A 14,707-nucleotide genomic window follows, 5' to 3' on the forward strand; every position below is an offset into this window, starting at 1 on the left:
ACACCAGTTCCCGGGTGCCCTCCCCGGCCAGGGCGCGCTGGGCCGCCGCGACGATCTCGTTCAGCTCGGCCGCGACGCGCTCGTACGTCGCCCTGGCCTCCCGGTGCACCCAGGCGATGGAGGAGCCGGGCAGGATGTCGTGGAACTGGTGCAGCAGGACCGTCTTCCAGATGCGGTCCAGCTCCTCGTAGGGGTAGGGGAATCCGGTGCGTACGGCGGCGGTGGCGGCCCACAGCTCCGCCTCGCGCAGCAGGTGCTCGCTGCGCCGGTTGCCCTGCTTGGTCTTCGCCTGGCTGGTGAGGGTGGCCCGGTGCAGTTCCAGGTACAGCTCCCCGACCCAGACGGGCGGGTCGGGGTACTCGGCCTGGGCCTTCTCGAAGAACGCGCGGGGCGTCTCCCAGGCGACGGTGGCGGAGCCCTCCAGGTCGCGCAGCCGGGCCGCCTTGGCGACCATCTCCCGGGTCGTGCCGCCGCCCCCGTCGCCCCAGCCGGTGGGGGCGAGGGAGTGCCGGGCACGGCCCTTGTCCCTGAAGTTCCGTGCGGCGTGGGCGATTTCGCTGCCCTTCATGGAGCAGTTGTAGGTGTCGACGGGCGGGAAGTGGGTGAAGATCCGCGTGCCGTCGATGCCCTCCCACTGGAAGGTGTGGTGCGGGAACCTGTTCGTCTGCGACCACGAGATCTTCTGCGTCAGCAGCCACTTGGACCCGGCGGCCCTGATGATCTGCGGGAGGCCCGCGGCGAACCCGAAGGTGTCCGGCAGCCAGGCCTCCTCGTTCTCGATGCCGAACTCGTCGAGGAAGAACCGCTTGCCGTGCACGAACTGCCGGGCCATCGCCTCCGAGCCGGGCATGTTGGTGTCGGACTCCACCCACATGCCGCCGGCCGGCACGAACCGGCCGTCGGCGACCGCCTTCTTCACCCGCGCCCACACCTCGGGCCGGTGCTCCTTCACCCACGCCCACTGCTGCGCCTGGGACATGGCGAACACGAAGTCCGGCTCGTCCTCGACGAGCGCGGTCATGTTGGACGTCGTACGGGCCACCTTGCGCACCGTCTCGCGCAGCGGCCACAGCCACGCCGAGTCGATGTGGGCGTGCCCGACGGCGCTGATCCGGTGCGCGGACGGCACGGCCGGTGCCGCGAGCACACCGGTGAGCCGCTCCCGGGCCCGCTCCGCCGTGCCGTTCACGTCCTGCAGGTCGACGGCGTCCAGGGCGCACTCGACCGCGCGGAGGATGTCGTACCGGCGGCCGGAGTCCGCCGGCAGCTCGGCCATCAGCTCGCCGAGCACCTCCAGGTCGAGCACCAGCTGCCACACGGTGTCGTCGAAGACGGCGAGGTCCATGCGGGTCAGCGTGTACTGCGGCTCGTGCCCGGCGGTGTCCTTGTCGCCGAGCCGGGTGGGCCGGAAGGGGTGGTAGTCGAGGATGACCGGGTTGGAGGCGGCCTCGATGTGCAGGCGCACCTGCTCGCCGCCCGCGACGGGCGCCCCGATGCGCACCCACTGGTTGCGCGGGTTCAGGCCCTTCACCGGGGTTCCGTCGGGCCGGTAGACCAGGCCCTCGCACTGGAAGCCGGGCATGTTCTCGTCGAAGCCCAGGTCGAGCACTGCCTCGACGGTCCGCCCGGCCCACGCCTCGGGCACGGTTCCGGTCACCCGGAACCAGCTCGTGCCCCACGGAGCACCCCAGCGCGCGCCCACGTCGATCGGCTCGGGCTCGGCGGCGAGCCCCTCCGCGACCGGCACCGGCTCGCCGGGCGCGTGCCACACCGCCACCTCGAGCGGCACGGACTCGGGGTACACGGCGGGGCGGATGCGTTCGTCCAGGACCCGCCTGAGGCGGGCTTCCACCAGAGTGCGGTCGTCATGCATGCGGGGTGCTCCCTGCTGGGTTCCGGGTGTTCACCAGGTGTGGGTGACGGTCACGGGGGCCGACGAGGTGTACAGCTCCCCTACGGCGCGCACTTCCAACCGTGCCGACCGTTCGCCCTGCTCGGGCCGCAGGCCGGGGACGAAGTACGCCCGCTGGCAGGTGGCGCCGAGGAAGCGGCGGGTGCCGTCGGGGAGGAGGCGGTGCAGGGTGTAGTGGCGTACGGCGCCGGGGGCGGCGTTCCAGGCGAGGCGGAGGTCGCCGCCGTCCGCCGCGGTGATCCGGGCGCCGGAGGGTGCCGCAGAGGCCGGCGGAGTGCCGGCGGGGCGGACGGCGAGACCGCCGAGGCGCCAGCGCACGGGCGCCCGGGTGGCGGTGAGGCGGATGCCGAGCGCGTGCACGGTCCCGGACACCCCGGTGAGCGGCACGGTCGCGGTGTCCCAGCCGTTGACCGACTTCACGGCCGCACGGGGGTGCCCGTTGATCGTGTTCACCGGCAGATACCGGTACGGCGGTGGCGCCCCCGGGCCACCCGGCTCGGCGGTCGCGACGGCCAGCTCCAGGGTCACACTCCCGGCATCTGCCCGGTAGGTCAGATCGACAACCGAGCCGGCGCCGATCGGCAGCCGCGTCGCGTACAGATCCACCACCACCGGTTGATCCGGTTCACCGGCGATCAGCACACTGCTCCCGCCCCGCCACGCGTCGGCGAAGTCGAAGGACACCTCCGGCCGCGCCCCCTGCGTGCGCACCACCCAGCGCCGCGACGGCAGCCGGTCCTGGAGCCCGAGGTGGTTCCACGGCGTGTCCGAGACGACGGCCCCCTCCTCGTACCAGCGCAGCCCGTGCCCCGTGTTGAACACGCTCGCGAACGGCGCCGAGGTCACGGTCGACCGGTCCGCCACCGACACCGCGGGCGCCCGCCACGGATCGTCCGGGTCCGGCGCCGACGGATCCAGCGACCGTCCGGTCCAGAACCGGTCGTCGGCGGCGTGGAAGATCTCCGGGGCGCGTTGGCCGGCGGGCAGATGGTTGCGCGTCCACTCGGGCCGGTAGAGGCCGATCGAGGTGACGTGCGGCCTGCCGGCCGGGACGATCGCGTCCCAGTCCACCCAGGTGTCGGGCCCGTTCGACTCGACGTCGACTCCGGCCCACAACGCGTAGCGGCTGCGCCCCAGTTGCTCCGCCTCGGCACCGGAGGACGCGAGCGTCGCGCCGCTCCACCGGAAGTCGACGAACAGGTCGTCGGCGGCCTGGAAGAACGCCTGGTTCTGGCTGTCCAGGGCGCCCTGCCAGGACACCGTGCCGTTCACGGTCATCGCGTCGTACCAGGTCACCCGCTGGCCCTCGGCCGCCGCGCGCTCCCTCAGCTCCTCGACGAAGCCGAGCATCGCCCGGCCGAGTGCGGTGTTCCCGCCGTCGGTCTCGGCGTTCAGGAACCAGCCGTCGAAGCCGTGGGCGGCCGCCACGGCGACGAGCTGAGCGGCGAGCGGATGGTGCCCGGCGGCGTCCTGCTGCACGAGGTCGCGGGTCCACTGGAGCTGTCCGCCGTAGACGGTGGGCGGCAGGAAGACGGTGCCGAGGACGGGGACGCCGTGCCGGTGGGCCGCGTCGACGACCGGCGCGTTCGGCGCGAGGATCAGGCCCTCGCCGGCCGAGCCGCCCCAGAACACCAGCTCGTCGAGGTAGGCCCAGTGGGTGAGGGCGTAGTAGTCGGCGGTGGCCGAGCCCTGCGCGGGGTTGCCGGACGTGGGCCCGAAGGAGACCAGGGCCTGGACCCGGGCCTGGCGGGAGCGGGCGGTGGCGTTGGCCGGGGCCGGGGTGAAGCGGCGTGCGAGGGGCACGGACGCGGCGTTGAAGGCGAGGTCGGGGTCGTCGGCCGCGCGCCAGGTCTTCAGGCTGCGCCAGGTGATGCCGGGCCCCGGGCTGCCGGCGGGCAGGGTGTCCGGGTACCAGTAGGAGGCGTACGGCGGGGTCGCCGCGGCGGCTCGCGGGGCCGCGGACGCGGACTCGGGCAGGGCGGGTGCCAGGGCGGCCGCGGTGGCGGCGGCGAGGAGGGTGCGTCTGCTGGGGTTCACGAGCGGATGCCTCCTTGGGGGGTGGGGAGTACCTGGTCGCAGGCGACGACTTCGGTGAGGAGGGTGCGTCTGCTCCGGTTCACGAGCGGATGCGTCCTTGCGGGGTGGGGAGCACCTGGTCGCAGGCGACGACTTCGGTGATGCCGCGGGCGGCCAGGTGGTCCGGGTCGTCGGCGCGGGTGTCGAGCACGGTGGTGGGACGGGCGCCGTCGGCGACGAGCCGGAAGAACGCGTCGAAGACCGGTCCGCCCGGGGCGCAGCGGGAGCGGTGGCCCGGCTCGGCGGGGACGACGAGGGCCGTGTCCCGCACGGCGGGCGGCGCGGGCCGGGCCCGCGCCGCCCCGGCGAGCGCGCGCGCGAGGTCCTTCGGCCGCCGGTCGGTGGTCAACAGGCCGAGCGAGTACTCCAGTTCGGGGAAGTCGGCGAGGCCGCGCGAGACGTCGTAGGAGCACCACCAGGTGACGCCCCACAGGTCCGGGCAGTCGAGGACGTGGGCGACGGTCGCCTCCGCGAAGGCGGCCGCGTGCTCGGCGGGCACCAGCGGCGCGGGCGCGCCGACCTCCTGCAGCCACACCGGCCGGTGGGGTTCGTGCGCCCAGGCCTTGCTGAGCTCGACCAGGTAGGCGGCGTGGTGCTCGGCCGGCACGGAGGCGCGGCCGTGGCGCTGGGCGGTGCCGTTGAAGACCCAGGAGTGCACGGCGGTGAGGTCGCCGAGCCGGGCGGAGTGGCCGGGGGTGAAGGGCTGGTCGTCCTGGTACCAGGCGGCGTCGTAGGAGGCGTGCAGGTGGAGGCGGTCCGGGGCGCCCTCGGCGCAGGCGGCGAGCATCCGGGTGAGCCAGCGCTCGGCCTCCTGGGCCGTGATCCGGTCGGGGTCGGGGTGGGGTTCGGCGGCGAACTGGTTGACCTCGTTGCCGACCGTCATGCCGATGAAGTTGGGCCGGTCGGCGAGGGCGGCGGCGAGGGTGCGCAGGTAGGTTGCCTGGCCGTCGACCACGTGCGGGTCGGTGAAGAGGTTGCGCCGGTGCCAGGTGCGGGTCCAGGCGGGCAGGAAGTCGAAGCTGCTCAGGTGGCCCTGCAGTCCGTCCACGTTGACGTCGAGGCCGCGTTCGCCGGCCGCGTCGGCGAGGGCGACGAGCTGTTCGACGGCGCGCGGGCGGATCAGGGTGCGGTTGGGCTGGAAGTACGGCCACAGCGGGAAGACGCGGATGTGGTCGAGGCCGAGCGCGGCGATCGCGTCGAGGTCGGCGCGCACGGAGTCGAGGTCGAAGTCGAGCCAGTGGTGGAACCAGCCCTCGCTCGGCGTGTAGTTGACGCCGAAGCGCACGGCAGGAGTCATGGGCATCCTGGTTCTGTCGTACGTACGGGGGACGTTCAGCCCTTGATCGCGCCCTCGCCGACGCCGCGGAAGAAGTACCGCTGGAGGCAGGCGAAGAGGGCGATGAGCGGCGCGACGGCGATCACCGTGCCGGCAGCGACCAGGCGTTCGTCGTTGGCGAAGGTGCCGTGCAGATAGTTGAGGCCGATGGTCAGGGTGAACTTCGACGGGTCGCTGAGCACGATCAGCGGCCACAGGAAGTCGTCCCAGGCGCCCATGAAGGCGAAGATCGCCACGACGGCGAGGGTCCCCTTGACCGAGGGCAGGGCGACGCGCAGGAACCGCTGCCAGACGTTGGCGCCGTCGACGTAGGCGGCCTCCTCGATCTCGTAGGGCAGGCCGCGGAAGGCGTTGCGCATCAGCAGCACGTTCATGGCCCCGATCGCGCCGGGCAGGACGACCCCGACGAGGGTGTTGTTCAGGCCGAGTTCCCGCATGGTGGTGAACTGGGCGATGACGATGCCCTCGACCGGCACGAGCATCGCCAGCACGAAGACGAGCGTGGCCACGCGCCGGCCGCGGTAGCGCAGCCGGGCCAGCGCGTATCCGGCGAGCGCCGAGCCGACGCAGTTGGTCACGACACTGGCGGCGGCGACCCTCAGGGAGTTCAGGGCGTAGTCCCAGACGGGGATGGTGTCGGCGACCCGGGCGTAGTTGTGCAGCGTCGGGTGGGCGGGCAGGAACGCCGGCGGTGAGCTGTAGATGTCCTCGGTGGGTCCCTTCAGGGAGGTGGACAGCTGCCAGAGGAACGGGCCGACGGTCAGGGCGAGGACGGCGAGGAGCACCAGATAGCGCCAGGCCAGCTCGGCGGCCCGGATCCGGCGGCCGTGCTCGTCCGTGACACGGGGCTCCCGCCGCGTGGTGACGGGCGGCTCGGGCCGCACCCTCTCCAGCACGCTCACGACTCCTCCCTCCGGTCGGCGCGCAGCACGAGCAGCATCAGCGCGACGGTGACGGCGAACACGACGACCGAGAGGGCGGAGGCGTAGCCGACGCGGCCGGTCAGGCCGGTGCCGGTGCGCTGCACGAGCATGACGAGGGTGGTGTCCTCGCCGGCCGGGCCGCCGGTCGGGCCCGCCATCAGGTACACCTCGGAGAAGACCTTGAAGGCGGCGACGGAGGAGAGCGCCGCGACCAGCACCATGGTGGAGCGCACGGCGGGCACGGTGACCGACAGGAACCGGCGCACCGGGCCCGCGCCGTCCACGGCGGCGGCCTCGTGCAGTTCGCGGGGCACGTTCGCCAGCGCCGCGAGATAGATGATCATGTAGTAGCCGAGGCCCTTCCACACCGTGACGGCCATCGCGCTCAGCAGGAGCAGCCACTGGTCGCTGAGGAACCCGATCCGCCCGGCCCCCACCGTGTCCAGCAGCGAGTTGACCAGGCCGCGTTCGTCCAGCAGCCACACCCAGATCAGCCCGACGACCACGACCGAGGCGACGACCGGGGTGTAGAAGGCCGAGCGGAAGAAGGTGATGCCGGGGATGTTCTTCTGCACCAGCAGCGCCAGCAGCAGCGGCAGTACCACGAGGGCCGGCACGACGCCGAGGACGTAGAGCGTGCTGTTGCGCAGGCCGGTCCAGAACATGTCGTCGTGCAGGAGCTCGCGGAAGTTGGCGAGGCCCACGAAGCGGCCCGGGAGCAGGGTGCGCCGGTCGGTGAAGGAGTTCACCAGGGTGGAGACGAACGGGTAGAGCACGAAGGCGCCGGTGACGAGGAGTCCGGGGGCGGCGAACAGCCAGGGACTGGTGGGGAGCTGGCGCCTGATGCGGAGGGGCGCGGCCATGGCACGTCAGCCCTGCTGGAGGAGGCGGTCGGCGGCGCTGACAGCGTTGTCGAGGGCCTGTTTGGGGCTCTCCTTGCCCTGGAGCGCCTTGGCGACCTCGTTGCGCAGGGCGGTCTTCATCTGGTCGCTGAACAGCACGGGCGTGTAGTTGACCGCGTTCTTCAGGGACTTGGCGGCGGCGATGCGCACCCTGGTCTCGTCGGTGCCGTCCTCCTTGGTGAAGTACGGGTCGTTCAGGGAGCCGGCGGTGCTCGGGAAGATGGCGACCTTCTTGGCGAAGGACATCTGGTTCTGCGCGTCGGTGACGAAGTGCGCGAAGGCGACGGCGGCCGGGGTGTGCTTGGTGCGGGCGTTGACCATCACGCCCATCACGTACATGTTGACGTGGCCGGTGCTGGTGATCTGGTCGGTGATGCCGATGTTCTTGTAGAGGCTCGGCGCGTTCTTCTTGAAGTTGTCGAGGTCGAGGGCGCTTCCGGGGTTCATGGCGACGGCGCCGGTGAGGAACTTCTTGCCGGAGGACTCCGGGGTCGCGGTCAGGGCCTGCGGGTCGAGCGCCTTGGCGTCGTACAGCTCCTTGTACTTGGTGAGGAGTTCGACTCCCTTGGCGTCGTTGAACGCGAACGCGGTGCCTTCCTTGTTCATGAGCGGGACGCCGTAGCGGCCGAAGTCCTCGATGGTGGGCACGTTGGCGAGGGTGGCGACCCTGCCGCCGCTCCTCTTCGCCATCTGCAGGGCGTCGGCGAAGAGTTCGGCGTACGTCGTCGGCGGCTTGTCCGGGTCGAGTCCGGCCTTGCGGAACAGGGCCTTGTTGTAGAAGAGCGGGCCGGTGTTCAGGTACCAGGGGAAGGCGTAGGTGCCGCTCATGCCCGGCACCTGATGGCCGGCCCAGGCGCCGGGCAGGTATTCGGATCGGTACTTGGCACCGGCGTTGCCGAGGTCGAGGGCGAGTCCGGCCTTGGCCAGCGGGGCGACCAGGTCCGGGGAGACGTTGACGACGTCGGGCAGGGTGCCGCCGGCGGCGTCGGCGCTCAGCTTGTCGGCGTAGCCCTCGGCGGGCTGGTCGATCCACTTCACGTGCGTGCCGGGGTACTTCTTCTCGAAGTCGGCTACCAGGCCGTCGAAGTACGGCTTGAAGTTGGCGCGCAGGTTCCAGGTCTGGAAGGTGATGTCTCCCTGGACCTTGCCGGAGGCGTCGGTGGAACCGCCGCCGTCACCGCCCGAGCCGCAGGCGCTCAGTGGCAGGAGGAGGGCGAAGGCGGCGGCGGCGAGGGTTCTGCGAGACATGGGCACGGGGACACGACTCCCTTGCTGGGCCTGGCGGTTGGGGGCGCCAGAGACCATGCCCGCGCCCTTCGGACGAAGTCAATGCATTCTGCGGAGCTAAAGAAATTAGCCGTGCATCAGTGCAGGTCACAGCGGAGTGACCGGGGGCTTGCCATCAATTGCTAATGCGCTTTAGGGTCTTGACACTCAAGCGCATTAGCGAACGGCGTCCGGAGGGGGGAGGGAAGTCGTGCCGACCAAGCGGTCCCCCGCACGCCGGCCCACGATGAAGGACATCGCCCGGCGGGCCGGGGTCTCCGAGAGCGCCGTCTCCTTCGCGCTCAACGGCCGCCCCGGCGTGTCCGAGGCGACGCGGGCGCGGGTCCGCCGGGTGGCCGAACAGCTCGGCTGGCGGCCCAGCACGGCCGCCCGCGCGCTGTCCGGCGAGGGCGTCGCCACGGTCGGCTTCGTCCTGGCCCGCCCCGCGCACTCCCTGGGCGTCGACTCCTTCTTCCTCCAGCTCGTCTCCGGCATCCAGGAGGTGCTCGCCGAGCGTCATCTGGGCCTGCTCTTCCAGGTGGCCGAGGACGTGACGGAGGAGTGCGCGGTGTACCGGCGCTGGTGGGCGGAGCACCGGGTGGACGGCGTCCTGGTGGCCGACCCCCGCGCCACGGACCCACGGCCCGGTCTGCTGGACGAACTCGGCCTGCCGGCGGTGGTGATCGGCGGCGCACCCGACGTGTCCCACCCGGGGCTGTCGACGGTCTGGGCGGACGACGCCGGCGCGATGGCCTCCGTCGTGGACGAACTGGCGGCCCTCGGCCACCGTCGTATCGTCCACATCGCCGGCCTGCCCGGCCTCGCGCACACCCAGCGGCGTGTCGCCACCCTGCGCGCGGAGGCGGAGCGGCGGGGCCTGACCGAGGTCCGCTCGGTGCCCACCGACTACTCCGACGCGCAGGGCGCCGCCGTCACCCGCCGGGTGCTCGGCGGCTCCGCCGCCCCGACGGCCCTGATCTACGACAACGACGTGATGGCCGTGGCCGGCGTGGCCGCCGCCGCCGACCTGGGCTTCCGCGTCCCGCAGGACGTCTCGGTGGTCTCCTGGGAGGACTCGGCCCTGTGCCGCATGGTCACGCCCCGGCTGTCCGCCCTCTCCCGCGACAGCGCGGAGTTCGGGCGGACGGCGGCCCGCGAGCTGCTGACCCTGCTGGACGGCGGCCCGGCCCGGGCCGCGCGGGTCCCGGTCCCCCGGCTGATCGGGCGGGACAGCACGGGCGCCGCGCGGACCGCCTGACGACCCCCCTTCGGCGGCCGCGGAGGAGAGAACCCGTGGGCACGGCCTCTCGACGTGCCGTCCCCGACCCGGCACAGTTTTCCCTGCACCGTGATGCCTACCGGCGGGTAGCCGGCGAACGAGCGAGGAGTGCGCGTGGGGAACTGGGTCGGGCGGAGTGCCGTCGAGATCGCCGGGGCGGTACGCGAGAAGCGGGTGACACCACGCGAGGTGGTCGCTGAGCACCTCGCACGGATCGAGCGGCTCGGCACACGCGTCGAGGCGTTCCGCACGGTCCGGGCGGAGGCGGCGCTCGCCGAGGCGGACGAGGTGGGCTCGCGCGGTGATCTCGCCGAACTGCCGCTCGCGGGCGTCCCGGTGGCGGTGAAGGACAACCTGGCGGTGCGCGGGGAGTCGCACCGCGACGGCTCCGCCGCCACGCCGGACACGCCCGCCGCGCAGGACCATGTCACCGTGGCCCGGCTGCGGGCGGCCGGTGCCGTGGTCCTGGGCCTGACCAACGTGCCTGAGCTGTGCGTGTTCGGCACCACCGAGGGTGTGTACGGCACCGCCCGCAACCCGTGGGACACCACGCGCACGGCGGGCGGCTCCTCCGGCGGCAGCGCGGCGGCCGTGGCCGCGGGGCTCGTGCCGGTCGCGCTCGGCAACGACGGCATGGGCTCGCTGCGCATCCCGGCGGCGAACTGCGGGCTGGTCACACTGAAGCCCGGGCACGGGGTGGTGCCGGCGGGCATCGGCAACGGCGACTGGTTCGGCATGGCGGAGAACGGTCCGCTGGCGACCACGGTGGAGGACCTGCGGCTGGTGCTCTCCGTCCTGGCGGGCACCGGCTTCCCCGCGGCGCAGGAGCCGGCGCGCCGGCGGATCGCCGTGGCGCTGCGCAGCCCGCTCGCCGGGGTGAGCGTGAGCAGGCCGTACACGGCCGCGGCCCGGGAGGCGGCGGGCCTGCTGGCGCGGGCCGGGCACCGGGTGCGCCGGGCCGAGCCGCCGTATCCCCTCTCGCTCGGTGTGACCGCGCTCCGGCACTGGACGGCGGGGACGGCGGTGGACGCCGAAGGGCTGGACGCGGCGCGGCTGGCCCGGCGCACCCGGGTGCACGCGGCGCTGGGCCGGCACTTCGTGCGCTCGGTGCGCACCGGCGCGGAGCGCGAGCGCCTGCGGGCCCGGCTGGCGCCCTTCTTCGCCGAGCACGACGTGCTGCTCACCCCGGCCCTGGCGCGCCGCTCCCCCGTGGCCGGTCCGTGGCACGAGCGCGGCTGGCTGCGCAACGTCCTCGTCAACACCGCCTACTCGCCGTTCACCCCGCCGTGGAACCTGACGGGCTGGCCCGCGATGTCCGTACCGGTCGGCGCCCTGCCCTCGGGCGCGCCCTGCGCCGTCCAGCTGGTGGGGCGCCCGGGCACGGAGGCCGACCTGCTGGATCTGGCGCAGGAGCTGGAGCGGCTGAGCCCGTGGCGGCGCACGGCACCACTGGCGGACTTGGACTAGAGCCGGCCCCTCTCCGGCCGGTCAGTCCAGCGCGCGGTACATGATGTGCAGCCCGACCCGGCCGTGCCGGGGGTGCTCGAAGGCCTCCGGGACGGTGCCGAGGACGGCGAAGCCGAGGGAGGTCCACAGCGCCACGGCGGGGTTCGTCTCGACCACGGCGTTGAAGACCATGGCGCGGTAGCCGTGCGCCTTGGCCTCGGCCAGGACGTGCTCGGCGAGGGCGCGGCCGATGCCGCTGCCCGAGCGGTCGGGGTCGACCATGAAGCCGGCGTTGGCGACGCGGGCGGCGGGTCCGCCGTAGTTGGCGGTGAGATAGGCGGAGCCGGCCACCGTGCCGGCGGGATCCTCGGCCACGTAGACGCGCTTGCCGGGGCCCATCCACAGGGTGCGGGCCGCTTCCTCGCTCGTGTCGGGGTCCCAGGTGTAGGTCTCGGCGGCGGCGACGATCCGGTGCCAGAAGGGCCAGATGCGCGGCCAGTCGCCGGCTGTGGCTTCTCTGATCAGCATGGGCGTGATTGTGCCAGTCACGCCCATGCGGGCGGCGATCGCGAGGGACGGACGCGGGTCAGTCCACGCTGGGCAGGATATGGGGCTCGGCGAGGTCGTCCTCGTAGCCCGCGAGGCGGATCGGGGCGGAGCGGGCCCACACGTCGAGGCTGCCGAGTTCTCCGGGCCTGCGGCCCGCGCGCTCCTGCTGCTCCTTGGGTCGCTGCTCGCTGTTCGTCTTCTCCGGTGTCACCGCGCACTCCTTCTGTGTCGGGTCACCCTCAGGGCGTACCGGACAGTCGCTGCTCCGACGCCCGGCGCCCGCTCGGGTCTGGGTGGAAGGCCAGTTCGGACGCGGTGGCGCCGGTACTCGTGCGGAGCGGGCCGATGTCCGCCGGCTCGCCCCGGGACGGACGGGTGGGTGTGGGTGGGACCCCTTGCTGCTGTCCGTCCGTTCCAGGGTAACCAAATGAGCGGACCTCCGCTCGATAGGGAGTGCAAACAAGCAGTAACTATCGGGCTGCGATGCGCCAGTCAAGAGCACTCAATATGCGATTATTCACAACAAAGCGCACATCGCGCACGCCGGACCGAATGATCCACACGGCGCTGCTGATACGAACAAATGATCGACATCGCCAGGCCTGCCGCTCCCGGGCGCGGCACCGTTCAAGCGCCGTTGGCCGGATCGCAAGCTCGCCATGATCTGCCGGCGTGCGGCACGGCTGTCTCGCGGAAGGACTGACGCATGGAGCTGCGCAGCGTCGAGGAGCTGATGGATCTGCTGTACGCCGGCCGGCACCAGCACGCGCTGCGAGCCGCCGCGCTGCTGCGCCGCGGCCGTCCCGCCGACAAGGAGCTCCAGGTGGCGGGGCTGGTCCACGGGATCGGACCGGTGCTCTCCCCGGGCGACGAGGCCGCCCGCGCGCACAGCGCCGCCGACGCGGTCCGCGCCCTGCTCGGGGAGCGGGTGTTCCGGCTGGTCCGCGGGGACGGGGGCCCCGGCGACGACGACCTGCCGCGGCTGCGGCAGGCCCTCGAGGAGGGGCGGACGGCCGCCTTCGACGCGGGCGTCCTGGAGGACTGGCGCACGGTGCTGGAGCTGGTGGCGGCCCACAACTCCCGCCTCGGCGCGATCGACTGAACACCCGGCACGGACCTGCCGGCCGACGGGGCCCGGGCACGCGCGTACGTCCCCGGCAGGGAACGAACGCCGTGCACGAGCCGCGGGGACGCGGGAGGCCCGGGCGCCCCCCGACGGCCGCGAGCATGTCCCGAAATCGCCGCTTGCCGCGCGCGGACACGTGCGCCGGCGGTGGAGCGGGGTGCCGGGGCGCACCTCCACCCGGCCGCGTCGGCGCACGCCCCGCCGACCGCCATGGCCCGGGGGCGCCCCTCACGGGCGCGGAGGCGCCCGCGCCGGTCACCGCTGGTGCGGGGTCACCACTTGCCCGGTGCGTAGTCCTTCAGGAAGACGCCGTACAGGTCCTCGCCGGCCTCGCCGCGGACGATCGGGTCGTAGACGCGGGCCGCGCCGTCGACCAGGTCGAGGGGCGCGTGGAAGCCGGCCTCGGCGAGGCGCAGCTTGTCGTAGTGTGGGCGCTCGTCGGTGATCCAGCCGGTGTCGACGGAGGTCATGAGGATGCCGTCCGTCTCGAACATCTCCGTCGCGCTGGTCCGCGTGACCATGTTCATGGCGGCCTTCGCGGCGTTGGTGTTCGGGTGCCCGGCGCCCTTGTAGCCGCGGCTGAAGACGCCCTCCATCGCGGAGACGTTGACGACGTACGCGCGCCCGCTGGCCGCCTTCTTCGCGGCGTCGGCCATGGCCGGGCGCAGGGCGCTGATCAGGATGAACGGCGAGGTGTAGTTGCACAGCTGGGTCTCGAGCAGCTCGACCGGGGAGATCTGGTCGATGGTCTGCACCCAGGTGTTGCTGTCGACGACGTCCGGGACGAGGCCGCCGGCGTCGATGGCGGTGCCGTCGAGGTGCCGGGCAACGCTGGCGTTCCCCGCGACGAGGGCGAGGTCGGCGACCTTCTGGGCCTCCAGGCCGCTGGTGCCGACGGGCAGCGCGGCGATGCCGTCGACGGCGCCGGAGTTGAAGGCGCCGATGACGTGGTGGGCGGGGAGTTCACCGGCGGGCAGCGGGGCGCTCTCGCCCTCGACCAGGGCGGCGTACGCGGACGGCAGGCGCCGCACGGTCTGCGTGGCGTTGTTGATCAGGATGTCCAGCGGGCCCGCCTCGGCGACCTGCTCGGCCAGGGCCACGGCCTGCGCCGGGTCGCGCAGGTCGATGCCGACGACCGCCAGCCGGTGCAGCCAGTCCGCCGAGTCCTCCATCGCCTTGAAGCGGCGAATGGCGTCCTTGGGGAAACGCGTGGTGATCGTCGTGTGGGCGCCGTCGCGCAGCAGCCGCAGCGCGATGTACATGCCGATCTTGGCCCGGCCGCCGGTGAGCAGGGCGCGCTTGCCGGTGAGGTCGGTGCGGGCGTCGCGCTTGGCGCGGTTCTCGGCCGCGCACGTCGGGCAGAGCTGGTGGTAGAAGTAGTCGACCTCGACATAGCGGCTCTTGCAGGTGTAGCAGGAGCGGGGGCGCTGGAGTATGCCCGCGATCCGGCCGGGCTCGACCTTCGAGGAGGGCAGGATGCCCTCCGTCTCGTCGTCGATGCGCTCGGCGGAGCCGGTGGCCGTGGCCTCGGTGACCGCACGGTCGTGCGCGGTCTTGGCGGCGCGGCGCTCCTGGCGGCGGCGCTGCTTGACCGTCCGGTAGATGTGCGAGGTGGCGCGGCGCACCTTGATCGCGTCGGGGTGGTCGACGTCCAGCCGGTCGAGCTCCTCCAGCACGCTCAGACAGACGGCCAGGCGCTCGGGGTCGATACCCGGGCCGTGGACCACCTCTTCCGTGGGCATGGGGCCGTCTTCTGTCACCGTCATCGCGCTGCCGCTTCCCTGATCTCCCGCGCAGCGCTCCGACTCGCGCCCGCTTTCGAACGGGGAAGTGTACGGAGCGTCCGGCCCCGGAGCCAAACGCGTCCCGAACTGCGCGACCGCGCGCCGGCG

12 protein-coding genes are annotated in these 14,707 nt (G+C 72.9%); 3 read left to right on the plus strand and 9 right to left on the minus strand.

Annotated elements, in window-relative coordinates; translation table 11 throughout:
• The 6 genes from ACLU3S_RS30155 to ACLU3S_RS30180 form a co-directional block, all read right to left on the minus strand.
• A partial coding sequence (locus tag ACLU3S_RS30155; RefSeq protein ID WP_413955140.1) for an alpha-mannosidase occupies window positions 1–1,873 on the minus strand: 1,873 nt, incomplete at its 3' end.
• Window positions 1,874–1,903: 30 nt separating this feature from the next.
• Window positions 1,904–3,949: an endo-beta-N-acetylglucosaminidase gene (locus ACLU3S_RS30160; RefSeq protein ID WP_413955141.1), complete on the minus strand. Its 2,046-nt coding sequence runs from the start codon at window positions 3,947–3,949 to the stop codon at window positions 1,904–1,906.
• A gap of 79 nt (window positions 3,950–4,028) precedes the next feature.
• Window positions 4,029–5,285 (minus strand): glycoside hydrolase 5 family protein, encoded by a 1,257-nt coding sequence (locus ACLU3S_RS30165; RefSeq protein WP_413955142.1) that lies wholly within the window; start codon window positions 5,283–5,285, stop codon window positions 4,029–4,031.
• A 35-nt stretch (window positions 5,286–5,320) separates the two neighbouring features.
• The gene (locus tag ACLU3S_RS30170) at window positions 5,321–6,226 is read right to left on the minus strand and encodes a carbohydrate ABC transporter permease (protein ID WP_413955143.1); all 906 of its coding nucleotides are present in this window, start codon (window positions 6,224–6,226) and stop codon (window positions 5,321–5,323) included.
• Window positions 6,223–7,110 (minus strand): carbohydrate ABC transporter permease, encoded by an 888-nt coding sequence (locus ACLU3S_RS30175; protein ID WP_413955144.1) that lies wholly within the window; start codon window positions 7,108–7,110, stop codon window positions 6,223–6,225. Before ACLU3S_RS30175 ends, ACLU3S_RS30170 begins: the two co-directional genes overlap by 4 nt.
• Before the next feature lie 6 nt (window positions 7,111–7,116).
• Entirely contained in the window at window positions 7,117–8,403 is a 1,287-nt protein-coding gene (locus ACLU3S_RS30180) for an ABC transporter substrate-binding protein (RefSeq protein WP_413955145.1), read from the minus strand.
• Window positions 8,404–8,626: 223 nt separating this feature from the next.
• Here ACLU3S_RS30180 and ACLU3S_RS30185 point away from each other — a divergent pair, with 223 nt between their 5' ends.
• Window positions 8,627–9,673 (plus strand): LacI family DNA-binding transcriptional regulator, encoded by a 1,047-nt coding sequence (locus ACLU3S_RS30185; protein ID WP_413955146.1) that lies wholly within the window; start codon window positions 8,627–8,629, stop codon window positions 9,671–9,673.
• A gap of 135 nt (window positions 9,674–9,808) precedes the next feature.
• Window positions 9,809–11,161 carry an amidase gene (locus ACLU3S_RS30190; RefSeq protein ID WP_413955147.1) on the plus strand — a complete coding sequence of 451 codons (1,353 nt, stop codon included), beginning with the start codon at window positions 9,809–9,811 and terminating at the stop codon, window positions 11,159–11,161.
• 21 nt (window positions 11,162–11,182) lie between these two features.
• On the opposite strand, the gene ACLU3S_RS30195 is transcribed toward ACLU3S_RS30190, so the two are convergent.
• Both ACLU3S_RS30195 and ACLU3S_RS30200 read right to left on the minus strand, forming a co-directional pair.
• Window positions 11,183–11,668: an N-acetyltransferase family protein gene (locus ACLU3S_RS30195; protein WP_413955148.1), complete on the minus strand. Its 486-nt coding sequence runs from the start codon at window positions 11,666–11,668 to the stop codon at window positions 11,183–11,185.
• A gap of 58 nt (window positions 11,669–11,726) precedes the next feature.
• A complete protein-coding gene (locus tag ACLU3S_RS30200; protein ID WP_413955149.1) occupies window positions 11,727–11,900 on the minus strand; it encodes a hypothetical protein in 174 nt (57 codons plus the stop codon).
• A gap of 495 nt (window positions 11,901–12,395) precedes the next feature.
• Here ACLU3S_RS30200 and ACLU3S_RS30205 point away from each other — a divergent pair, with 495 nt between their 5' ends.
• The gene (locus ACLU3S_RS30205) at window positions 12,396–12,791 is read left to right on the plus strand and encodes a hypothetical protein (protein ID WP_413955150.1); all 396 of its coding nucleotides are present in this window, start codon (window positions 12,396–12,398) and stop codon (window positions 12,789–12,791) included.
• Between the two features lie 296 nt (window positions 12,792–13,087).
• Here ACLU3S_RS30205 and ACLU3S_RS30210 read toward each other — a convergent pair whose 3' ends face one another.
• Window positions 13,088–14,581, minus strand: a complete 1,494-nt coding sequence (locus ACLU3S_RS30210; RefSeq protein ID WP_413955151.1) for an SDR family NAD(P)-dependent oxidoreductase — start codon at window positions 14,579–14,581, stop codon at window positions 13,088–13,090.
• Window positions 14,582–14,707 lie beyond the last annotated feature (126 nt).

This window comes from Streptomyces sp. AF1A (genome assembly GCF_047340315.1).
In the GTDB taxonomy this organism is placed as follows: domain Bacteria; phylum Actinomycetota; class Actinomycetes; order Streptomycetales; family Streptomycetaceae; genus Streptomyces.